This is a genomic window from Streptomonospora halophila, assembly GCF_039542725.1.
Classification (GTDB): Bacteria; Actinomycetota; Actinomycetes; order Streptosporangiales; family Streptosporangiaceae; genus Streptomonospora; species Streptomonospora halophila.
The window spans coordinates 62,214-83,858 of the sequence record NZ_BAABIK010000007.1 but is presented as its reverse complement, the minus strand read 5'-3'; the positions used below and the strand labels follow the sequence as shown (position 1 = coordinate 83,858).

The following is a 21,645-nucleotide window of genomic DNA, read 5'->3' as shown; positions in this document are numbered from 1 at the left end:
TCCTTTCGGCTGCCCCGCACCTGCCGCGGCCACCCGCCGCGGGCCCGCTGCGCCCGACCGTGCCGACCCCCGCGGGCGTGCGCCCGCCCCCTCCGCCCCCGACACCCCTGGAATAGGCTGCTGCGGTGACCAACGACATCTCCCCCCAGACCCCCGTGCGCTGGGGCATCCTCGGCACCGGCGCCATCGCCCACCGCTTCATGACCGGCCTGCGCGCCGTCGCCGACGCCGAGGTCGTGGCGGTGGGGTCGCGCAGCGCCGCCACCGCCGACCGCTTCGCCCGCACCTGGGACATCCCCCGCGCCCACGCCACCTACGCCGATCTGGCCGCCGACGAGGGCGTCGACATCGTCTACGTCGCCACCCCGCACAACATCCACCACCAGCCCACCGTGCAGTGCCTGCAAGCCGGGCGCCACGTGCTGTGCGAGAAGCCGCTGGCCGTCAACGCCGGCCAGGCCGCCGCGATGGTCGAGGCCGCCGAACGCGCCGACCGGTTCCTCATGGAGGCCATGTGGACCCGGTTCGCCCCCGCCACCCACAAGGTCCGCGACCTGCTGGCCGAGGGCGCCATCGGCGAAATCCGCATGGTCCAGGCCGGCATCGGCGGCCGCATGGACTACGACCCGCAGGGCCGGCTGTTCTCCCCGGACCTGGCCGGCGGCGCGCTGCTGGACGTGGGCGTCTACCCCGTCGCCTTCGCCTCGATGGTGCTGGGCGCGTTCACCTCGATCCAGGCCCAGGCGCACAAGGCCCCCACCGGCGTCGACTCCCAGGTCGCGATGACGGTGACCGGAAGCGGCGGCACCCTGGGAGTGCTCAGCTGCTCGATCGAGGCGCCCATCCCGCGCCGCGCCGACATCGTCGGCACCCGCGGCAGCATCGCCCTGACCGACTGGTTCTGCCCGACCGGGCTGGTGCTGCACCGCGAAGGCGCCGACCCCGAGCGCTACGACTACCCGCACACGGCCAACGGGTTCGAGTACGAGGTCATGGAGGTCCACCGGCGGCTGCGCGCGGGCGAGCGGCAGAGCCCGCTGATGAGCTGGCGGGAGAGCGTGCGCATCGCCGAGGCCCTCGACGCCGCGCGCGAGCGCATCGGCGTGGCCTACCCCGGCGAGCACACCTGACGCACACCCCCGCCCGCGCGCCCGCGGCCGGTGCTCAGGACCCGGCCGGCGCCGCGCCGACGCGGCCGCGGTGCTGGGCCGGGCTGATGCCGTGCACCCGTTTGAACGCCGCGCTCAGCGCGAACGGCGTGGCATAGCCGACCCGCCGCGCCACCGCGGTGACGGTGGCCTCGGGCTCGCGCAGCAGCTGCGCCGCCAGCTCCAGCCGCCACCCGGTCAGATAGGCCATCGGCGGTTCGCCCACCGCCTCGGTGAACCGGCGCGCCAGCGTCGCCCGCGACACCCCCGCGGCCGCCGCCAGCTCGGCCACCGTCCAGGGGCGCTCGGGCGACTCGTGCAGCAGCCGCAGCGCCGGCCCGGCCACCGCGTCGCCCTGGGCGCGGTACCAGCCCGGCACCGCGCGTCCCGGTTCGGCGAACCAGGAGCGCAGAGCCGAGATCACCAGCAAGTCCAGCAGCCGGTCCAACACGACGTCCTGGCCGGGCTCGTCGCGGTCCAGCTCGGCGTCGATGTCGCCCAGCAGGGGCGCGCTCCAGGCTCCCGCGTCCAGCACCACCACCGCGGGCAGCGCGCTCAGCAGCCGGTGGCCGATCTGGGCGCCCATGCGGTAGGTGCCCACCAGCAGCCGCGCGTGGGCGTCGGCGCGGCTGCCCCACAGCCGCACCCCCAGCCCCAGCACCTGCGAGAGCGGCTCTCCCTGGGGCGTGGTGCAGTGCTCCCCGGGCTCGATGAACACCTGCGGCGCGGTGCCGGGGTCGTCGGCGAAGGTGTAGGGGGCGGGCCCGCGCATGAGGGCCGCCCCGCCCACCGGCACGCGGCACGGCTCGCCGCCCTCGGGCACCACCCAGGTCTCGCCGCGGCGCGGGGCCACCAGCGACAGCGGGGCGCGGTCCTGCACCCGCACCGCCCAGGGCGGGTCCATGGCCACACGGCACAGGAACGCCCCCCGCGCGCGGGGCCCGTCGAGAAGGCCGGCCAAAGCGTCCACACCGGCAGCCTAGACGCCGCGCGCCCCGGCGCGTGCCCTCACGCGGTGCTCAGCGGCAGCTCCACCGCCGAGGGGTGCGCGCCGTCGTGCAGGATGCGCAGGTCGTTGGTTCGCATCGCGGTGCCCGACTGGTCGCCGGTACCCAGGTTGCGCTCGTAGCGGGGGTGGGCGCCACCGGTCACCAGCACCCCCACGCGGTGGCCGCGGGCGAAGAGGTGGGCCGCGGGCCACATCCGTACCCGCGCCCGGTACACCCGCCCCGCGCCGCCGGCGGAGCCCGCCTCCTCGCCGCCGCGGCCGCCGGGCTCCAGCCGCACGATGCCGTCGCACACGTGGACCCACCGGCCCTGCGGGTCCACGTCGCACAGCCGCACGAACACGTCGCAGTGCTCCAGCTCCGAGCAGACGTCGACCTGCGCCGAGACCGGGCCCGCCGCCTCGACCGCCTCCTCCAACTCGGGTCCGGCGAATGCGGCCACGTCGGCGCGGCCCAGCAGGGTGCGGCTGTCCTTCGCGCCGCCGCCGAAGAGCACCGGACCGCCCACCGAGGGGGTGGGATCGGCCGGGTCGTAGCGCAGCGGGGTGGGCGCGCACGCGCCGGGGCGCCGGCGGCCCAGCCGGCCCCCGGGGTGCAGGAACAGCGGTGTCGGGGTCCGCTCGGGCGGCGGCCAGGCGTCGAGGTCGCGCCAGCGCCCGGCGCCGCCGCCCACCCACACCCGCACGCCTTCGGCGGGCGCTCGGCCGCCGCGCAGGGCGTGCTCCAGAACGGCGAAGGCCTCGCTCATGTAGGTGCGGGTGAACAGGCCCCACCCGTGCGTCCAGGGCCCGATCAGCAGCCGCACGCTGCGGCGGGCGCCGCTCTCGCCCGAGCGCAGCGCCGCATAGCCCTCCAGCACCCCGGGCAGGAACGGGTCGTACCAGCCCCCGGCCAGGTGGACGAGGGGCGGCAGGCGCTCGGCGTTGGCGGTGTGGTCCATGGCCTGCCACAGCGCGCCGGGGCGCCGGTGGGCGAGCCACTCCTGGAAGACGTCGATCCTGTGCCCGGCCAGGACCCGGTCGGCCTCGCTCACCGGCAGGTGCGCGTAGGCGCGCCGGCCCCGCAGCAGCGCCGGGAGCAGGGCCGCGGCACCGCGCAGCAGCGAGGGGTCGCCGCCGGCGCGACCCAGCGAGCTCATCTGCTGGACCCACCGCAGCCAGTCGCCCAGCGCCAGAACGCCGCCGCGGTAGAGGAAGGTCGAGTACACCTCGGGCGGTGCGTCCTGGATGAGGGCGGCGCGCCACTCGCCGATCGCCTCGGCGCCCATCTGCCACTGCGTGTAGCCCAGGAAGCTGGCGCCCCAGGTGGCCATCGCCCCGCAGAACCAGGGGCGGGTGCGCAGCCAGTCCATGACCGCGCCCGGTTCGCCCGGGTCCAGCAGCCAGCCGCGGAAGCGGCCGCTGGAGCCGCCGGTGCCCGCGGTGGCGACGATCAGCACCTGGTAGCCGCGCTTGGCGATGAGCCGGGCGGTCCAGGCGCCGGAGCGGCGGCCGTAGGGGGTGCGCATCAGCACCAGCGGGGCGCGCTCGTCGTCGGCGGGATGGTAGCGGTCGGCCAGCAGTCGGCCGCCGCCGGGCAGGGGGATCGCCAGCCCGCGGCGGACGAGTATGCGCGGGCAGCGCACGGGCGGCAGGCCGGCCTTCCAGCCGGCGCCGCGGTCGGACCAGGGCACGGTGACTCCTCACGGCGGCGTGCGGGGGCCGTCGCGGCCCCCGCACTGCGGTAGCGATCCAGCCCAGCATATCCAAGTTTCAGAAAATTCTGAACATTCAGAAACCATGAGGATGTCCGAGTGCGGCCGCCACAGGGCCGCGTCCGGGCCGTTTTGAACCGGGTCTCGCCTTGGCGCGACCGCGCCGGCTCCGGCCCGGTCACCGAGCCGCCTTGTGCGGCCTGCTGAGCCTCCGCCGAGGGGCCCTGCCCGTCGGCTCAGGTCGTGAGCCGGTCGATCCGGGCCATGGGCCCGGCGTGGAGCGGATCCGGGATCGCGCCGTCCCCGGTGGCGAAGCCCCCGGGCTCAAACGATGGTCACCTTGGCACCGGACTCGGCGACCGCGCCGACGACATCCGGACGATGTGTCGCCGGCGCTGCTCGCGCGGCGCAAGGGGGAGGTTTTTCGGTCGGGGCGGTGCCGGCACCCGCGCCGCCTGCGAGCCGGTGGGGGCGCCGGCACCGCACTCGCCGGAGGGGGACACGCCCGCCCAGGTCGCCGACCAGGTCCGCACCCGCGCAATTGCGCCGGCGGCGCGGCCCACACGCCGCCTCCGCAATTCGGACGGCCCAGGTGACCGCGGATATCTCGGCATCCCCGGCGGATTCGCGGAATCGTCCGCAGGGGCGCGCACACCCCCGGTAGCTTCCTGCCATGCCCACCACCGAGCACGAGATGCCGCTGGAGTTCCTGCGCAACCGTCCCGAACTGGCGGCGCTGCTGCTGGAGCGCTCCTTCGGGATCTGCGTCCCCGACTACGACGAGACCCACCTGGCCTCGGGCGACTGCACCGACAACCAGCCCCGGGAGTACCGCCCCGACGGGGTCGTCGTACTCAGAAACGCCGGAGTCGACCGGCTGGCGGTGGTGACCGAGGTCCAGCGCAGAACCGACGAGCGCAAGCGCTACACCTGGCCCGTCTACCTCGCCACGTTGCGCTCCCGCCTGGAGTGCCCGGCGGTCCTGCTGGTGATGTGCCCCGACCCGGCCACAGCCAAGTGGGCCGGCCAGCCCATCGACATGGGCCATCCGAACTGGCACCTGGTTCCGCTGGTGCTGGGTGAGGACCGGACACCGGTGGTGACCTCCATCGAGGAAGCCGTCGCCGTGCCCGAACTGGCGATCCTCTCGGCTCTGGCGCACGGCGGAGAGGACATGCGCACCATCGTGGCCTGCGCCGAAGCTCTGAATTCCGTGCCTAAGGAACTGTTCAAGCTCTACTATGACTTCGTGGCCACGGCGCTGTCCGGCGCGGCTCGACGGAATTGGGACGAACTCATGCGAACCACTGAGAGTTACCAGAGCGAATTCGCCCGCAAGTACGTGGGCATCGGCGAAGCCAAGGGCGAGGCCAGGGGCGAGGCCAAGGCTGTGCTGCGGGTTCTGGAATCCCGGGGGATCCCCGTGCCGGAGGAGGCGCGGGAGCGCATCTCGTCCTGCGCCGATCTGGATCAGCTCGACGCCTGGCTGGACCGCGCCGCCCTGGTCGACTCCGTCGACGAGCTGTTCGCGTGAGCGGCGACGCCGTCCCACTGTGGCCCCCGGCGGCCGACGAGTACCGCAGCGAGTTCGCACGCAAATACGTGGCCATCGGTGAAGCCAAGGGCGAGGCCAGGGGCGAAGCCAAGGGCTTCGTAAAGGGGATGGCCACGGTGGTGCTGCGGGTTCTGGAATCCCGGGGCATCCCCGTGCCGGAGGAGGCGCGGGAGCGCATCTCGTCCTGTACCGATCTGGACCGGCTCGACGCCTGGCTGGACCGCGCCGCCCTGGTCGACTCCGTCGACGAGCTGTTCCGCTGAGGCTTTCCGGAAGGCCGCTGCCACGGCCGGCGCTCCCCCCGGCCTGCGGCGGCCGCCTGCGGTCGGCGGCGCGCTCGGATCAGGCGCCGCCGACCGCAGGTCCCCGCCGGCTCAGCCGGGCGGGTGCGGCGCCGAACCCTCGGCGGGACCCGGTGAGGCGGCCTGGGCGCGCTCTTCGGGCGCGGCGCCCTGGGTCCGGCCCGAGTCGGCGGCCTCCTCGGGCTCGTGCATCATCCCGCGCTCGGTGCGGGCGATGATGCGGGTGCCCGTCAGGTCCCCGGTGACGTTGCACATGGTGCGGACCATGTCCAGGATCGCGTCGATGCCGGCCACCAGCGCCACCGGCGCGAACGGCAGCCCCGCCTGGGTCACCGCCAGCGAGAGCATGATCAGCCCCGCCCCCGGCACCCCGGCCGTGCCGATCGAGGCCAGAACGCCCACCAGCACCACCATCAGCAGCTGGCCCACGGTCAGCTCGACTCCGGCGACGTTGGCGACGAAGACGGTGGCCGCGCCCACGTAGATCGCCGTGCCGTCCATGTTGACGGTGGCGCCCAGCGGCAGCGTGAAGCCGTAGACGCCCTCGTCGACGCCCATGCGCCGGGCGGCGCGGGTGGAGACCGGCAGGGTTCCGCTGCTGGAGCGGGTCGCGAAGGCCGTCACCATGGGCTCGCGCGCCGCGCTGAAGAAGCGCCGCAGCCCGATCCCGAACAGCGCCATCAGCCCGACATACACCGCGATCTGCACGGCCACCCCGCCGTAGACCACGGCGGTGAGCTTGGCCAGCGGCAGCAGCGCGTCGGCTCCGGTCTCGGCCATCACCACGGCGATCAGCGCGAACACGCCCACCGGGGCGTACTGCAGCACGCCGCGCACGATGAGGAACACCAGCTCCACGCCCGCGTCCACGCCGCGGCGCAGCAGCTCGCCCAGGCCGCGCACGCGCTCGTCGGTGCCGGCGCGCATGAACGCCAGCGCGATGCCGGCGGCGATCGCGGCGAACATCACCGCCAGCACGTTGCCTTCGGCCAGGGCGGCGAAGGGGTTCTCGGGGATGACGTTGAGCAGGGTCTCGGTCACCGGCGGCGCCTTCTCGGGGCTCTGCTCGGCCTGGCCGGGCGCGGCCAGCCCGGCGCCGGGGGAGACCGCCAGCGCCAGCAGGATGCCGGCGGTGATCGCCACCGCGGAGGTGGCCAGGTAGAACACCAGCGCCTTGAGGCCGATGCCGCCCAGCCGGGCCGGGCTGATGGAGGAGACGCCGGCGATGAGGGTGAGCACGACCAGCGGCATGACCAGCATCTGCAGAAGCCGCAGGAACACGTCGCCCAGCGGCTGCAGCGCGGTTGCGGGCTCGCCCACCAGCAGCCCGGTGGCGGCGCCGGCCACCAGGGCGATCGCCAGCTTGTAGATGAGCGGGAAGTCGAGGTAGCGCCGCCACAGGGATCTCCCCGGCGTTCTCGAAGGGTGCTCGGCCATGGAAACGTCGTCCTTTGCGCTCGTATACGCGGCGGCGGGGGTGTGCCGCCTCGCTGGGGTGACTTCCCGCGGGCGGGGCCCGGGCACCGCCGGCGCGCGTATCGCAACCGATGCTTTACATCCGGTAGCGGCGCGCGGGGCCGGGCGGGCTCAGCCGCGGCGGGTGCGGTAGGAGCGCATCTTGTGGCGGGCGCCGCAGATCTCCATGCTGCACCAGCTACCGGAGTTGGCGGGGGAGCGGTCGTAGAAGACCCACCGGCACTCGGGGGCGGCGCAGACCTTCAGCCGGTCGCGCCGGCCGCCGATCTCGGCGGCGGCCAGGGCGGCCAGCACCGCGGCGAGCAGCCCTTCCGCGCCTTGGGCGCCCTCGGCCTCGGGCCCGAGCAGGCGCGGCGCGGGCTCGTCGGCGCGCCAGCGCGGCGGGCCCAGCAGGGCGCGCGACTCCGCGCTCAGCCGCGCCCTGGCCGGGCCCGGTGCGCGGCCCTGCAGGTGGTCGCGCAGCGCTTCGCGCACCCCGCGCAGCCGCTGCGCCTGGCCCGGCGCCAGAGCGCCGGCGGCGAAGCCCCGCCCGCCCAGCCAGGCGCGGGCGCCGGCGCTGTCGGCCAGAGCGTCGGTGCCGTGCAGGAAGGCGGCGGTGTTGCAGAACGACTCGACCAGGGCGAGCTCGCCCGGTGCGCAGGGACGCGTGTAGACCACCCCGCGATGTTACCGCCTCGCACGCCATGCCGGTAACTGCTACCGTTACCGCCATATCCGCAAAGACGGTAACGAAAGGGGAGGGGCCGTGACCGACACACCCGCCACCGCACTCACCGAGACCTTCGAGGCACCCAACGGCCGCATCGCCTGGACCCGCATCGGCGAGGGCCCCGCCGTCGTCCTCATGCACGGCACCCCCTTCTCCTCCGCCGTCTGGCGCGACGTCGCCGCCGCCCTGGCCCCGCGCCACACCGTCTACCTGTGGGACATGCCCGGCTACGGCCGCTCCCAGATGCACCCCGACCAGGACGTCGGCCTCGCCGTCCAGCAGCAGGCCTTCACCCGGCTGCTGGCGCACTGGGACCTTGAGGCCCCCGCCGTGGTCGCCCACGACTTCGGCGGCGCCGTCGCCCTGCGCAGCGCCCTGCTCGACGGCGCCGCCTACAGCCGCCTGGCCCTGGTCGACGCCGTCAGCCTGCGCCCCTGGGGCAGCGACCTCTTCCGCCTCGTCGCCGCGCACCCCGACGTCTTCTCCGCCCTGCCCGCACCCATGCACCGCGCCCTGGTCGAGGCCTACATCGCCTCCGCCGCCCACCGCCCCCTGCGCGCCGCCGACGCCGCCGAACTCGCCGACCCCTGGCTCGGCGCGACCGGGCAGGCCGCCTTCTACCGCCAGATCGCCCAGGCCGACGAGCGCCACACCGCCGAGATCGAAGACGACCTGCACCGCCTGCCCATGCCCGTCACCGTCGTGTGGGGACAAAACGACGCCTGGCTGGCGCCCTCGACCGGCCACCGCCTGGCCCGCGCCATCGGCCACGCCCGCCTGCACACCGTGCCCGGCGCCGGCCACCTGATCCAGCACGACGCCCCCGCCCAGCTCACCGGCCTGATCACCGACTTCCTGGGCCGCTGACCGCCCCGGTGGCGCCGGGCGGCGCAAGGAAAACCCGGTGCGCCCCGCCGCGGCTGCGGCGAAGATGGCGCCCATGGACGCCCACACCGCCATCCGCCCCGTCGCGCTGGTCACCGGGGCCGGACGCACCTCCAACATCGCCGCCGCCACCGCGCGCACCCTCGCCGCCCACGGCTGGGACGTCGCCTTCACCTACTACCGCCCCTACGACGCCCGCATGCCCTGGGGCGCCGAAGAGGGCGCCGCCCGCGCCCTGCACGCCGCCATCACCGACCACGGCGTCCGCGCCCTGGGCGTTGAGGCCGACCTGGCCGACCCCCAGGCCCCCGCCCGCCTCATGGACACCGTCACCGAGCGCCTGGGCCCCGCCACCGCGCTGGTCCTGGCCCACTGCGAGTCGGTGGACTCCGGCCTGCTCGAGACCACCCTCGACAGCTTCGACCGCCACTTCGCCGTCAACACCCGCGCCGCCTGGCTGCTCATCCGCGAGTACGCCCTGCGCCTGCAAGCCCCCCACGGCGCCGGCCGCATCATCGCCCTCACCAGCGACCACACCGCCCACAACCTGCCCTACGGCGCCAGCAAAGGCGCACTGGAGCGCATCACCCTGGCCGCGGCAACCGAACTGGCGCACCTGGGCGTCTCGGCCAACGCCCTCAACCCCGGCCCCGTCGACACCGGCTGGATGAGCGCCGAACTGGCCGAACACCTGCGCAGCGCCACCCCGCTCGGCCGGCTCGGCACCCCCCAGGACTGCGCCGACCTCATCGGGTTCCTCTGCTCACCCCGCGGCGGCTGGGTCAACGGCCAGCTGATCGCCAGCAACGGCGGCCTGTCCTGAGCCCGCACCCCGCGGCCGGCTACCCCCGGCGCGCGGGCGCCGAGGACGCCCGCCGCAGCCGGGCGCGCAGCGCCCGCTGCGCCAGCGGCCCCATCTCCTCCACCACGGCCGCCGTCCGGGCCAGCTGCTCCAGCGACGCCAGCGCCCGCTCGGCGCCGGCCGCATCGGCCCCCTCGTACAGCTCCAGCCCCACGAAACCGGCCGCCACCGCCCGCGCCAGCCCGCCCACATCCACCAGGTCGGCCATCGGCCCGCCCGAGAGCACCCGCCCCAGCACCTGCTCCAGCTCGGCGATCCACAGCTCCAGCCCCGCCGCGGTGGCCTCGGCCAGGCGCGGGTGGCTCTGGGCGCCCGCCAGCAGCTGGCCCAGGGTGGCCACATGCCCGGCCGCCCGCTCCTCGGCGTGGACCGCGCGCCCCAGCTCCACCAGCTCGTCCAGGCTCGCCACGGCGGCGAACCGCTCGCGGTAGTGCGCCACCCGCTGCCCGGCGCCGTAGCGGCACGCCTCGGCCAGCAGGTTGTCCACGCTGCCGAAGTGGTAGAAGACCAGGCCCTGGTTGACCCCGGCCGCGGCCGCGATGGTGCGCGCCGAGGCGCCCGCGATGCCGTGCTCCACCAGGGTCTGCAAAGCCCCGGCGAGCAGCCGGGTGCGGGTCTCCTGGCTCATGGGCCGAACTATACGCGCTGCTCCTCGCGCACCGCCCGCAGACCGGCGCACCGCCCCAGCGCGGCCGCATCGGGGTAGTCGGCCTCGAACCAGCCCTCGTAGCCGAACAGCGCCCCCAGGACCGGGTTGTCCACCACCACCGCGATGCGAAAGCACCCGGCCCGGTCGTCGTAGGACTCGCGCACCCGTGCCCGCCCCGCCAGCGCCGCGGGCACGCCCACGTCGACGGGGCCCTCGCGCAGCCGGTGGCGGCCCGACTCGATCAGCAGCTCCCCGCCGGGCCCCGCCGCCGCATGCAGATCGGTGGCCAGGTGCTGGTGGGTGCCCAGGTAGTCGACGATGCAGCCGCGCTCGGGGGAGTAGACCATGTGGGCGTCGAACCGCCGCCGGCGCTGGGGGAAGGCGAAGCTGCGCACGAAGGTGAGCGCCTCGCGGCCGAACGAGTCGCGGTAGGGCGCGTTGACCACGGTGAAGGGCACGTTCTCCCCGGCCTCGGGCAGCAGGACGTTGCGCAGCGCGCCCAGCGCCAGCAGCGGCCGCACCGGCCACCGGCCGTGCCAGACGCGGTGCATCACGCCGCGGCCCACGCAGCCCCGCCCCGTGGACAGCCCCGCCGAGAAGCGGTGCTGCAGCCGGGGGTGCAGCCGCTGGAAGTCGGCGCCCAGCGCGCGCACGAACAGCGGGGGAGTCTCCGCGGCGCTCATCGAACGGCCTCCCGCCCCGCGCGGACGGGTGCGGGCGCGGCGGGCCGGCGGCGGCAGCGCCGCGCCGCGGGGACGCCGCGCGGCACCGGCAGCAGCACCGCCGCGGCGGCCAGGGCGGCCACGGCCCAGCCCAGCACCGCCGTCGCGGCGGCCGCCGGTACCAGCGCGCGCAGGCCCGCATTCACCAGAGCCCGCCCGCGCAGCCGCTCGGGCGCGGTGCCCTCCTCGCACCACAGGCGCAGGCGGTCGAAGGACCAGGCGGTGGCCCAGCCCATCAGCGGCCCCACGATCACGGCGTCGGCCGCCCGGCCGGCCCGGCCCCAGCGGGGGCGGTAGCGGTAGCCGGTGGCGAAGTCGACGCCGCCGGGGCGCGGCGTGTAGCGCCAGTGGCCGCCGCCGCGGGCGATCGGGCTCAGCGGGTGGTCGGAGGCGAAGCGCAGCGCCGAGGTGCGGATGCCGTCGGCGCGGGCGCGCTCGGCGGTGGTGTGCCCGGTCCCGGTGATCACCACCCCGGGCAGCAGGCGCGTGGCGTAGGCGAAGCGCTGGGCGTGCCCGGCGTCGCCGTCCAGGGCGGAGATGGAGGAGAAGCGCAGATCCCAGCGCCGGTGCTGGGCGGGGTCGCGGGTGCGGCGCCACACCCGCTCCATCGGGGCGGCGATGGCGGTCTCCACATACAGCTGCACGGCCGACCTCCCGGCAGAGACGTTTTTGAGCGGTCGCTCAAACGGCAGCCTAAACCGATTTGAGCGACCGCTCAAGGGCGGCCGGTGCGACCGCCGCCCGCCCTCGTCACAACCCGTGGGCGGCCAGCCACTGCGGATCCGCCTCCACCAGCTGCAGCACCTCCACCACCACCCCCTCCGGACCCCGGACCTGGAAGCGCCGCTGCCCCCACGGCTCGGTGACCACCTCCAGTGCGAAGTCCGCACCCGCGCCGCGCAACCGCTCGGCCTCGGCGTCGACGTCGCCGACCAAGAACGCCACCATTGCCCCGGCCACCGCCCGCCCCCGCAGCCCCTCGGGCAGGGACGCGTGGTCGCAGTGCACGAAGTCCAGGCTCACCGACGGCAGATCGGGCGATGCGGTGTTGACGTACCAGCCGATGTCGATGTTCACGCCGAAGCCGAAATGCTCGGCGAACCACCGCGCGCACCCGGCCGGGTCCTGCACCGACAACGCGAATCCGACCAGGTTCTTGGTCTGCATACCACTCCCTTCGCCGACTACTGCACCCATAGTACTATGGGCGGAGCACTCCACATGAAGTGGTTTTTCGCGACACGTCAGGAGAGCACCACCCCCATGGCCCGAACCAACGAGACCCGCCGCCGCGCACTCCTGGACGCCGCCATCGACGTCCTCGCCGACCACGGAGCCCGCGGCCTCACCTTCCGCGCCGTCGACACCGCCGCCGCCGTACCCCCCGGCACCGCCTCCAACTACTTCCCCGACCGCGACACCCTGCTCGCCCAGGCCGGCGCCCACGTCCACATCCGCCTGGCCCCCACCCCCCACCGCATGGCCGAACTCACCGCACCCGCCCCCACCCGCGAAACCGTCCGCACCGCCATGCACGACCTCTACGACCGCATCACCCGCGACCCCGCCGGCTACATCGCCCTGCTCGAACTACGCCTGGAAGGCATCCGCCGACCCGACGTCCGCCACGCCCTCACCGCCGCCATCAGCACCAACATCGCCGACAACATCGCCTTCCACGTCGACGGCGGCTACCCCGGCGGCCGCCGCACCGCCGTCGCCCTCTACCTCGCCATGAGCGGCCTGATCGTCGAACGCCTCACCCTGCCCGACGCCTGGCGCGACCCCGGATTCCCCCGCATCATCGACGACCTCGTCGACACCGCCCTACCCCCCGACACCCCCTGACCCGCCACACCACCGAAAAGCCCCACACCCTGGCCGAACACCCCCACCACGGATGCTTGACTGGGCGCCATGGACACCACGCCCTACACCACCAGCACCGCCTTCCTCGAAGCCCTCACCGAAGCCGGCGTCGAATACGTCTTCGCCAACCTCGGCAGCGACCACCCCGGCATCGTCGAGGCCTACGCCCACGCCCGCGCCGACGGCGACGCCCACCGCTTCCCCCGCATGATCATCTGCCCCCACGAAAGCGTCGCCTTCTCCGCCGCCCAGGGCTACGCCCAAACCACCGGACGCCCCCAAGCCGTCATCGTCCACGTCGAATGCGGCACCCAGAACATCGGCGGCATGCTCCACAACGCCGCCAAAGGCCGCACCCCCGTCCTCGTCTTCGCCGGCGCCTCACCCTTCACCCAGTACGGCGAACACACCGGCAGCCGCAACGAGTTCATCCAGTGGATCCAAGACGTCCACGACCAGCGCGGCATCGTCCGCGGCTACACCAAGTACGACAACGAGATCCGCACCGGCGCCAACGTCAAACAACTCGTCCACCGCGCCATGCAGATCGCCACCAGCGAACCCGCCGGACCCGTCTACCTCGTCGGCGCCCGCGAGGTCATGGAGCAGCACCTCGACCCCGCCCAGGCCGACGACCCCCGCTACCACCTCCAGCGCACACCCCCCGTCGCCCCCGCCGCACTCGACCCCCACACCACCGACACCGTCGCCTGCGCCCTCGCCCACGCCGACACCCCCCTCATCGTCACCTCCTACCTCGGCCGCGACCCCCGCGCCGTGCCCCAGCTCGTGCACCTGGCCGAACAACTGGCCATCCCCGTGCTGGAGTCGGTGCCCATGCGGCTCAACTTCCCCGCCGACCACCCCCTCCACGCCGGCTACCAGTGGAACACCCAGGAGCCCACACCCGCCCTCGCCGAAGCCGACACCGTCCTGGCCCTCGACACCGACGTCCCGTGGATCCCCCTGAGCAACCCGCCCCGCCCCGACGCCCGCATCTTCGTCATCGACACCGACCCCCTCAAAGAGCAGATGCCGCTGTGGCACGTGCCCGCCGAAACCTTCTCCCGCGCCCAGGCCCGCACCGCCCTCGACCAGCTCTGCACCCACATCGACCACACCGGCCTCGCCGACGGCGACGCCGTCGCCCGGCGCCGCACCCGCCTGCACCGCCGGCACGACCAGCGCCGCGCCGCCGCGGCCGAACGCGAGCAGCCCCACCCCGACGCCATCACCCCCCAGTCCCTCGTCGCCCAGCTGCGCGACCTGCTCGCCGCCGTCGAGCAGGACACCATCGTGCTCACCGAGGCCATCTCCAACTACCAGACCGTCAACGAGCACCTGGGCGCCACCCGCCCCGGCAGCCTCATCGGCTCCGGCGGCGGCTCCCTGGGCTGGCACGCCGGCGCCGCCATCGGTGCCAAGCTCGCCCACCCCCACAGCCTCGTGGTCAGCCTCGTCGGCGACGGCTCCTACCTCTTCGGCGTGCCCTCCTCCACCTACTGGGTCGCCCGCCGCTACAACACCCCGACCCTCACCGTCGTCTTCGACAACCGCGGCTGGAAGTCGCCCAAACTCTCCACCCTGGGCGTGCACCCCGACGGCGCGGCGGCCGCCAACGACGACTTCAACACCGGCTTCGACCCCGAAGCCGACCTGCCCGGCATCGCCGCGGCCGCCGGCGGGGCCTGGGGCCGCACCGTCGACCGCCCCGACCAGCTCGCCGGCGCCCTCAAAGAGGCCGTCGCGGCAGTGCAGGGCGGCAGGCCGGCCGTGCTCAGCGTGCACGTGCCCAAGGTCTGACCCGGGGCCGGGGGAGCCGCGGGGCCGCACCGCGGCCGGAAAGGCCCGCTCATCCCACACGCCGGCCACCCGCCGCCGGAGCGGACCGCCGCGGCACGGGGCCGGGTGCTCTGATGCAGGACATGGGGCATTACAGAAAACGGGGGAGTGCCGCCGGTGTCCGCGCGTATCCGCTCCGCGCCGACACCGGCGCCCGCGCCCACCGCCGAGCACGGCGCGCCACGGACCAGGCACCGGCTCCTGCGACACGCTCGCTGTGGGCGGCGTGTCGCGGTGCACGGCCGGTGCGACCGCCGCTACCTGCAAAAACGCAGGTGAGCGGGGGAGTGGCACCCGCGACGCGGGGACCTGGCCCGCGCCGGGGGCCCGGCGCCCGCGCGGCGCGCACAGTAAACGGGACCGGGCGTTCGGCCACCCCGGGGACCGGACCGGCTGAGCCGAAGACCGGCTCGGCGAGCGCGGCGCGGTGGGCGCGGCGCGGTGGGCGGGGACGAACGCGCCGTCCACGGCGCGCGGGGCGCATCGCCGGGTTCGTTGAACGGGAGGCCGCCGCGGTGCGACGACGCGAGCGTACGGCGCCCGGCCGCGCCGCCGCCGGCCGGGGCGGGGCGCGACCGCGCGAGCCGTCACAGGGTGACACAGGGGGGCGGCGAGCGCCCGGCGGTGCACTACCCGATCCGATAACGGACTTACTTTACATAATGTATATTATCGGCTCATCGGGGACGAGCGTGAAAAGCGGTGCACACCGGGTGTTTCGCGGCTATCCGGCCCCGTCAGTCCGGCGCGGCTCGGTGACCCCGCCCGGCCCTGCGGCGCCCCGGGCACGGGGCCTCGCACCGGAGCCGCTGACAGCCGCCGCGCCGAAGCCCGCCGACCGGGGTGAGGACGCATCCGCCGCCGACCCGGGCAGGTGGCGCCGCCGGACGTGGTGGTCCCGGCCGAGGCGTCGGCGCCGCGCATGAACGACACCGGGCGCGGGGTCGACCCGGGAGGCGACTCACTCCGGCAGCGGCGCCGGCGACGCGTCCGCACCGGCCCGTGCGGGCTGTGCGGCGTACGGGAGTTGCTGCCCTCATACGCCGCGCCATGGTCGCACCGGACGAGGTGCAGGCACAGGCCGGCGCCCGCGCCGTTTCCGGCGCTGACCCTCGGGATCGGCACTGCGGCACCCGCCTCCGATCCTTGGCGGCGGCCCGCCGCCGGACGCCCCGCAGCTCGCAGGCCATGCTCCCGGGCGCCCGGGCGGCTGATGTGCCGCCGTGCCGCGTGTGCGCCCCCGTGTCGTCCGTCGCCCCCGCCCCTTTCGACCGATATAGCTAAGTTTCATGCATAAAATGTGTTATGCATCATTTGCGGATGATGTGCGGAGGAAACTCCCGGACTCCGGACGGCGTCTGCGGGTAGCAGGAATCCGCCACGCCTTTCGGCGCGGTCAGCCCGGTGGCGGGCGCCCCGCGGGATCCGGGCGCACGGCGGCCCTCCCGCGGTCGGCGCCCCAGACGCCTACTCCCCCGTCCGCGTTGTCTCCAGAGCCCGCCGGTCCCCCGGTTCGGCCACAACCGGTCACCGCGGAGCGGAACACCTGCATTCGGCCTCCGAACAGGCGATCCTCAGAGGGTGTCCAACAGCACCAGCACCTCACCCCGCGGCGGGTCCGGCGACGGCGCCGACCCGGCCGCCGCGCCCGACCAGAGCGCGCCCGCGCCGACCGCCGCCGCCACCGCGCCCCCGCCGCGCCCGCGCCTGGTGGGCGTGGACGTGGCCCGCGGCCTGGCGGTGCTGGGCATGTTCGTCATCCACGTCGGGCTGGGCTGGGGGCTGGGCGCCGACGGCGCCAACCCCCTCACCGACCTGGTCTCCGGCCGCGCCGCCGCGCTGTTCGCCGTGCTGGCCGGCGTGTCCATCGCGCTGCTGTCGGGCGGCTCGGCCCCGGTGCAGGGCCGCGCCATGGGCGTGGCGCTGTGGCGGGTCGTGGTGCGCGGCCTGCTCGTCCTGCCCCTCGGGGTGGGCCTGACCATGCTGGGCACACCCGTCGCGGTGATCCTGGCCTACTACGCCGCCTTCTTCGTGCTGGCCGTCCCGCTGATCGACGAGCGCTGGAAGGTCGTCGCCGGCACCGCCGCGATCCTGGCCGCGGCCGGGCCCGTGGTCTCGTTCTGGCTGCGCTCCATGATCGCCGACGGCCCGCTCGCGGGCCCCGCGGCCCTGGTCGAGGCCTACGACCCGATGGTGGCGCTGTCCGGCAGCGGCCTGCTCGACCTGCTCGTCACCGGCTCCTACCCGGCGCTGACCTGGCTGCCCTACGTACTGGCCGGCCTAGCCGTGGGCCGCCTCGACCTCACCTCGCTGCGGGTGCGCGCCGGGCTGGTGGCCACCGGCACCGCCCTGGCCGCGCTGGGCTACGGCCTGTCGTGGGTGGCGATGAACCCCATGGGCGGGCGCGCGCGCCTGGAGGCCGGCTACAGCGCCGCCGCCATGGCCGACCACGGCGGCTACACCAGCACCGCCCAGGCCATGGCCGAGGGGTTCAGCGGCACGGTGCCGGTCAACGACTGGGTGTGGCTGCTGACCGCGCTGCCGCACAGCGGCACCCCGCTGGAGCTGGCCGGCGCGGGCGGGGTCGCCATCGCGGTGCTGGGGCTGTGCCTGCTCGCCGAGCCCGTGCTGCGGCGGGTGGGCTACCCGCTGGCGGCGGTGGGATCGCTGGCGCTGACCGTCTACGTCGGCCACGTGCTGCTGATCTGGGTGGCCGAGAACGGCCTGTGGCAGGGCACGCCGCTGCAGTGGGTCACCGACGACCTGGCGCTGACGCTGCTGGTCGGCGCGCTGGGCGGGGCCACCCTCTGGCGTCTGGCGCTGGGGCGCGGCCCGCTGGAGCGGCCGCTGCACACGGTGTCCTCCTGGGCCGCCAAGCGCATCCCCTGATTCGCCCGGCCCCGCCGGACGCTCCCCGCTCCCCCGCACCCGCCGGTGCGCGCCGGCGCTAGAGGGGACCGGACTCGCGCAGGTGCACGCCGGCGCCCGCGTCGTGGGCCTCGGCCGACTCCAGAACCGGTGCCAGCAGGCCGGGGAACCGGGCGTCGAGGTCCGCGCGGCGCAGCGCGACGTAGCAGCGGGTGCCCTCCTGGCGGGTGCGGGTGATGCCGGCGTCGCGCAGCACGCGCAGGTGGTGGCTGAGGGTGGACTTGGCCACGGGGGCGCTGAGCTGGCCCCAGCCGCGCTCGCGCCCGTCGGCCAGAAGCCGCACCAGCCCCAGGCGCACCGGGTCGCCCAGTGCCGAGAGGACCTCCACCAGCGAGAGGTCGCGGGTGTGGGGGTGGTGGGCGTCGCGCATGCCCCCATGGTAGCTTGTTCGATGTTCGTCAAACATCGAATGAAAGGGGTGCGCCATGCCCGCCCCCACACCCCTCGCCGACCGCGTCGCCCTCGTCACCGGCGCCTCCTCCGGCATCGGCCGCGCCGCCGCAACCGCCCTCGCCCGCGCCGGAGCCCACGTCATCGCCCTCGCCCGCACACCACACGCCCTCGACGAAACCGCCCGAACCCACCACCGCATCACACCCCACCCCGCCGACCTGCGCACCCCCGACACCCCCGCCCGCGCCGTCGACGCCGCCCTCACCGCCCACGGACGCCTCGACATCCTCGTCAACAACGCCGGCGCCACCGCCTTAATGCCCCTCACCGACACCCGCGCCGACACCATCGACGACCTCTTCACCCTCAACGTCACCGCACCCACCCTGCTCACCGCCGCCGCACTCGACCCCCTCACCCGCACCAGCGGCGCCATCGTCAACATCTCCTCCACCTACGGCCACCGCCCCATGCCCGGCGCCGCCCCCTACGCCGCCTCCAAAGCCGCCCTCGAATCCCTCACCCGCAGCTGGGCCCTCGAACTCGCACTCCACCGCATCCGCACCAACGCCCTCGCACCCGGACCCACCCGCAGCAACGCCCTCACCGCCGCCGGACTCGACCCCGACACCGTCACCCGCATCCACCACGACGAAACCCAGCGCATCCCCCTCGGCCGCCGCGGCGAACCCCACGAGATCGCCACCTGGATCACCCACCTCGCCGACCCCGCCGCCACCTGGATCACCGGCCAGGTCATCACCGTCGACGGCGGCCTCGAACTCACCTGACCCACCCCGCGACACCCCGCCACCCCCACGTGTGCACGCCCACGCCATAGGCAATCCTTCAACCATGGACAGCACCCGCCCCACCACCCCCCGCGCCCCCACCATGACCGTCGACGACGCCATCACCGAATACCTCACCGCCCGCCAACCCCAGAAGCCCTCACCCCACACCCTCGCCGCCTACCGCCGCGACCTGCACACCCTCCTGCACCACCTCGCCGACGCCGAACGCTGCCGACCCGACCAGCTCCACCTCGCCGACCTCACCGCCCCCCTCCTCCGCCACGCCTTCGCCCGATTCGCCGCCGACCGCGCCCCCACCAGCGTCACCCGCGCCTGGTCCACCTGGAACGGCTTCTTCGGCTTCCTCGTCGCCCACAACCTCACCGACGGCAACCCCATGCCCGCCGTCTCCCGCCCCCGCACCAAACCCCACCAACCCAAACCCCTCATCGGCGAAGACACCCCCGAAAAACTCCTCACCGCCCTCGCCGCCGGATGCCGCCGCGCCCGCGACCCCTGGCCCCAACGCGACTTCGCCGTCCTCGCCCTCGCCCTGCTCACCGGACTGCGCTCCGCCGAAATGCTCGACCTCACCATCGACTCCCTCGGCGGCCGACCCGGCGAACGCCGCATCCGCGTCCACGGCAAAGGCAACACCACCCGCTCGCTGCCCATCGAACCCCCGCTCGAAGCCCTCATCGACGACTACCTCCGCAGCCGCGCCGCCCGCTTCAACCGCACCCCCACCGGCAACGACGCCCTCCTCGTCGACACCCGCAACCACCCCCTGCGCCGCGGCGGCCTCCAATACCTCGTCCGCCAGTGCTACAAACACGCCGGCATCCACGACCGCGTCGCCCGCGGCACCCTCGTCCACGCCCTCCGCCACACCTTCGCCACCCGCCTCGCCGAAGACGGCGCCTCCGTCACCGAGATCATGCACCTCCTCGGCCACGCCGCCATCACCTCCTCACAGACCTACATCGACACCACCGCCGCAGCCCAACGCGACGCCGCCCGCTCCAACCGCACCTACACCGCCCTGCGCGACCTCACCCCGCCCCCCACCACCGCATGAACCCCGCACCCGCCCCACCCGCCGATTGACTACGCTTACCGACGTGCCCACGACGATCACCACCGTCAACGTCAACGGCCTGCGCGCCGCCGCACGCAAAGGCCTCCTGGACTGGCTCGACACCACCGGCGCCGACATCGTCTGCCTCCAGGAGACCCGCGCACGCCCCGAGCAGCTCACCACCGCACTCACCCGCCACCCCCGCTACCACCTGCTGCTCGCCCCCGCAGACGAACCCGGACGATCCGGCGTGGCCATCTACACCCGCACCCCGCCCCACACCCACCGAACCGGCTTCGCCACCCCCGAATTCGACAAAGCCGGCCGCTACCTCGAAGCCGACATCGGCGACCTCACCGTCGCCAGCATCTACCTCCCCTCAGGCGAGGTCGGCACCCCCCGCCAAGACGCCAAACACCGCTTCATGGACGCCTTCCTGCCCTACCTCACCCACCGCGTCCACGACACCACCACCCGCGGCCGCCACCTCCTCCTCTGCGGCGACCTCAACATCGCCCACCACCCCGCCGACCTCAAGAACTGGCGCAACAACCGCAACCACTCCGGCTTCCTCGACCACGAACGCGCCTGGCTCACCCGCCTCCTCCACACCACCGGCTGCCGCGACGTCGTCCGCACCCTCCACCCCGACACCCCCGGCCCCTACACCTGGTGGTCCTACCGCGGCCGCGCCTTCGACAACGACGCCGGCTGGCGCATCGACTACCACCTCGCCACCCCCGCCCTCGCCCGCACCGCCCACCACGCCCGCGTCGAACGCGCCCCCACCCACGACCGCCGCTGGTCCGACCACGCACCCGTCACCGTCACCTACACCCCATGACCCCCCGCACACCCGCCGACCGCCCGGCGCCCACCCCCACGCGCCCCAACCAGCACAAGGACCGCCCATGAGCCTGCCGATCGTCCTGGTCCACGGCCTCCGCTTCTCCAGCAGCATGTGGCGGCCCCAACTCGACCAGCTCACCGCCGCCGGCCGCACCGCCGTCGCCTGCGACCTCCCCGGACACGGCAACCGCCGCGGCGAGGACTTCACCCTCACCGGCGCCGTCCAAACCGTCGCCGACACCATCGACACCCTCGGCGGCCGCGCCCTCGTCGTCGGCCTCAGCCTCGGCGGCTTCGTCTCCATCGCCACCGCCGCCGCCTACCCCCACAAAACCGCCGGCCTCGTCGCCGCCGGATGCACCGCCCGCCCCGCCCAGACCCTCGCGCAGGTCTACCGCATCCCCACCGCCCTCCTCGACCGCCTCCCCGACAAAGGCCAAGCCGTCAACGAACGCTTCCACCGCCTCACCCTCGGCGACGGCGCCCAAGCCGCCCTCGACGGCGGCCTCGCCATGGAAGCCGCCCGCGCCGTCATCGACGAGGTCGCCGACATGGACGTCCTCGGCGCCCTCACCGCCTACCCCGGCCCCGTCTGGCTCATCAACGGCGCCCGCGACCACTTCCGCATCCACGAGAAGCGCTTCCTCGACGCCTGCTCCGACGGCCGCCTGCTCAACGTCCCCCGCGCCGGCCACCTCGTCAGCCTCGACCAGCCCGACAACTTCACCCGCATCGTCTCCGACGCCGCCGACGCCGCCTCCCTGCGCCCCGCTATCGCCCGCCCCGCCAACCCCGGAACCACACCCATGCTCGACGACCCCACCCGCCAGGACCCCGCCTGACCCCCGCCCCGGCCCCGCGCCGTGGCCCGATCCACACCCGCC

Annotated in this window: 21 protein-coding genes; 12 read left to right on the top strand and 9 right to left on the bottom strand. The window is 74.6% G+C overall.

Annotated features, from left to right (window positions below):
* Window positions 1-125 precede the first annotated feature (125 nt).
* A complete protein-coding gene (locus tag ABEA15_RS08255) occupies window positions 126-1,130 on the top strand; it encodes a Gfo/Idh/MocA family protein (protein ID WP_345556145.1) in 1,005 nt (334 codons plus the stop codon).
* Between the two features lie 34 nt (window positions 1,131-1,164).
* Here the strand turns inward: ABEA15_RS08255 and ABEA15_RS08250 are convergent, their stop codons facing one another.
* Window positions 1,165-2,118, bottom strand: a complete 954-nt coding sequence (locus ABEA15_RS08250) for an AraC family transcriptional regulator (protein ID WP_344143108.1) — start codon at window positions 2,116-2,118, stop codon at window positions 1,165-1,167.
* A gap of 38 nt (window positions 2,119-2,156) precedes the next feature.
* Entirely contained in the window at window positions 2,157-3,827 is a 1,671-nt protein-coding gene (locus ABEA15_RS08245) for a CocE/NonD family hydrolase (RefSeq protein ID WP_345556144.1), read from the bottom strand.
* A gap of 694 nt (window positions 3,828-4,521) precedes the next feature.
* Between ABEA15_RS08245 and ABEA15_RS08240 the strand changes: the two genes are divergently transcribed.
* Entirely contained in the window at window positions 4,522-5,382 is an 861-nt protein-coding gene (locus tag ABEA15_RS08240; protein WP_345556143.1) for an RpnC/YadD family protein, read from the top strand.
* A gap of 68 nt (window positions 5,383-5,450) precedes the next feature.
* Entirely contained in the window at window positions 5,451-5,666 is a 216-nt protein-coding gene (locus tag ABEA15_RS08235; RefSeq protein WP_345556142.1) for a hypothetical protein, read from the top strand.
* A gap of 111 nt (window positions 5,667-5,777) precedes the next feature.
* Here ABEA15_RS08235 and ABEA15_RS08230 read toward each other — a convergent pair whose 3' ends face one another.
* Together ABEA15_RS08230 and ABEA15_RS08225 are read right to left on the bottom strand one after the other, a co-directional pair.
* Window positions 5,778-7,142 carry a dicarboxylate/amino acid:cation symporter gene (locus ABEA15_RS08230; protein WP_345556141.1) on the bottom strand — a complete coding sequence of 455 codons (1,365 nt, stop codon included), beginning with the start codon at window positions 7,140-7,142 and terminating at the stop codon, window positions 5,778-5,780.
* 150 nt (window positions 7,143-7,292) lie between these two features.
* A complete protein-coding gene (locus ABEA15_RS08225; protein ID WP_344143103.1) occupies window positions 7,293-7,838 on the bottom strand; it encodes a CGNR zinc finger domain-containing protein in 546 nt (181 codons plus the stop codon).
* 88 nt (window positions 7,839-7,926) lie between these two features.
* Between ABEA15_RS08225 and ABEA15_RS08220 the strand changes: the two genes are divergently transcribed.
* Both ABEA15_RS08220 and ABEA15_RS08215 read left to right on the top strand, forming a co-directional pair.
* Window positions 7,927-8,757, top strand: coding sequence for an alpha/beta fold hydrolase (locus ABEA15_RS08220; RefSeq protein WP_345556140.1), 831 nt, complete (start codon window positions 7,927-7,929; stop codon window positions 8,755-8,757).
* 73 nt (window positions 8,758-8,830) lie between these two features.
* Window positions 8,831-9,598 carry an SDR family oxidoreductase gene (locus tag ABEA15_RS08215; RefSeq protein WP_344143101.1) on the top strand — a complete coding sequence of 256 codons (768 nt, stop codon included), beginning with the start codon at window positions 8,831-8,833 and terminating at the stop codon, window positions 9,596-9,598.
* A gap of 19 nt (window positions 9,599-9,617) precedes the next feature.
* Here the strand turns inward: ABEA15_RS08215 and ABEA15_RS08210 are convergent, their stop codons facing one another.
* The 4 genes from ABEA15_RS08210 to ABEA15_RS08195 form a co-directional block, all read right to left on the bottom strand.
* Window positions 9,618-10,265, bottom strand: a complete 648-nt coding sequence (locus ABEA15_RS08210) for a TetR/AcrR family transcriptional regulator (protein ID WP_345556139.1) — start codon at window positions 10,263-10,265, stop codon at window positions 9,618-9,620.
* Window positions 10,266-10,273: 8 nt separating this feature from the next.
* Entirely contained in the window at window positions 10,274-10,969 is a 696-nt protein-coding gene (locus ABEA15_RS08205) for a DUF4166 domain-containing protein (protein WP_345556138.1), read from the bottom strand.
* The gene (locus ABEA15_RS08200) at window positions 10,966-11,652 is read right to left on the bottom strand and encodes an SRPBCC family protein (protein ID WP_345556137.1); all 687 of its coding nucleotides are present in this window, start codon (window positions 11,650-11,652) and stop codon (window positions 10,966-10,968) included. The genes ABEA15_RS08205 and ABEA15_RS08200 overlap by 4 nt, the downstream gene beginning before the upstream one ends.
* A 106-nt stretch (window positions 11,653-11,758) precedes the next feature.
* Entirely contained in the window at window positions 11,759-12,175 is a 417-nt protein-coding gene (locus tag ABEA15_RS08195; protein ID WP_344143097.1) for a VOC family protein, read from the bottom strand.
* A 96-nt stretch (window positions 12,176-12,271) separates the two neighbouring features.
* On the opposite strand from ABEA15_RS08195, the gene ABEA15_RS08190 reads away from it, so the two are divergent.
* The 3 genes from ABEA15_RS08190 (at window position 12,272) to ABEA15_RS08180 (ending at window position 17,608) form a co-directional block, all read left to right on the top strand.
* A complete protein-coding gene (locus ABEA15_RS08190) occupies window positions 12,272-12,856 on the top strand; it encodes a TetR/AcrR family transcriptional regulator (protein ID WP_344143096.1) in 585 nt (194 codons plus the stop codon).
* Between the two features lie 69 nt (window positions 12,857-12,925).
* Entirely contained in the window at window positions 12,926-14,680 is a 1,755-nt protein-coding gene (locus ABEA15_RS08185; protein WP_345556136.1) for a thiamine pyrophosphate-requiring protein, read from the top strand.
* A gap of 1,620 nt (window positions 14,681-16,300) precedes the next feature.
* Window positions 16,301-17,608, top strand: a complete 1,308-nt coding sequence (locus ABEA15_RS08180) for a DUF418 domain-containing protein (protein ID WP_345556135.1) — start codon at window positions 16,301-16,303, stop codon at window positions 17,606-17,608.
* Between the two features lie 58 nt (window positions 17,609-17,666).
* On the opposite strand, the gene ABEA15_RS08175 is transcribed toward ABEA15_RS08180, so the two are convergent.
* Window positions 17,667-18,017 carry an ArsR/SmtB family transcription factor gene (locus ABEA15_RS08175; RefSeq protein WP_344143092.1) on the bottom strand — a complete coding sequence of 117 codons (351 nt, stop codon included), beginning with the start codon at window positions 18,015-18,017 and terminating at the stop codon, window positions 17,667-17,669.
* A 55-nt stretch (window positions 18,018-18,072) separates the two neighbouring features.
* Between ABEA15_RS08175 and ABEA15_RS08170 the strand changes: the two genes are divergently transcribed.
* From ABEA15_RS08170 to ABEA15_RS08155, 4 genes are all read left to right on the top strand, one after another.
* Window positions 18,073-18,831 (top strand): SDR family NAD(P)-dependent oxidoreductase, encoded by a 759-nt coding sequence (locus ABEA15_RS08170; RefSeq protein ID WP_345556134.1) that lies wholly within the window; start codon window positions 18,073-18,075, stop codon window positions 18,829-18,831.
* A 64-nt stretch (window positions 18,832-18,895) separates the two neighbouring features.
* Complete coding sequence (locus tag ABEA15_RS08165; RefSeq protein ID WP_345556133.1) at window positions 18,896-19,912, top strand: tyrosine-type recombinase/integrase; 1,017 nt, start codon at window positions 18,896-18,898, stop codon at window positions 19,910-19,912.
* A gap of 43 nt (window positions 19,913-19,955) precedes the next feature.
* Window positions 19,956-20,756, top strand: coding sequence for an exodeoxyribonuclease III (locus ABEA15_RS08160; RefSeq protein ID WP_344143088.1), 801 nt, complete (start codon window positions 19,956-19,958; stop codon window positions 20,754-20,756).
* A 67-nt stretch (window positions 20,757-20,823) separates the two neighbouring features.
* A complete protein-coding gene (locus ABEA15_RS08155; protein WP_344143087.1) occupies window positions 20,824-21,603 on the top strand; it encodes an alpha/beta fold hydrolase in 780 nt (259 codons plus the stop codon).
* Window positions 21,604-21,645 lie beyond the last annotated feature (42 nt).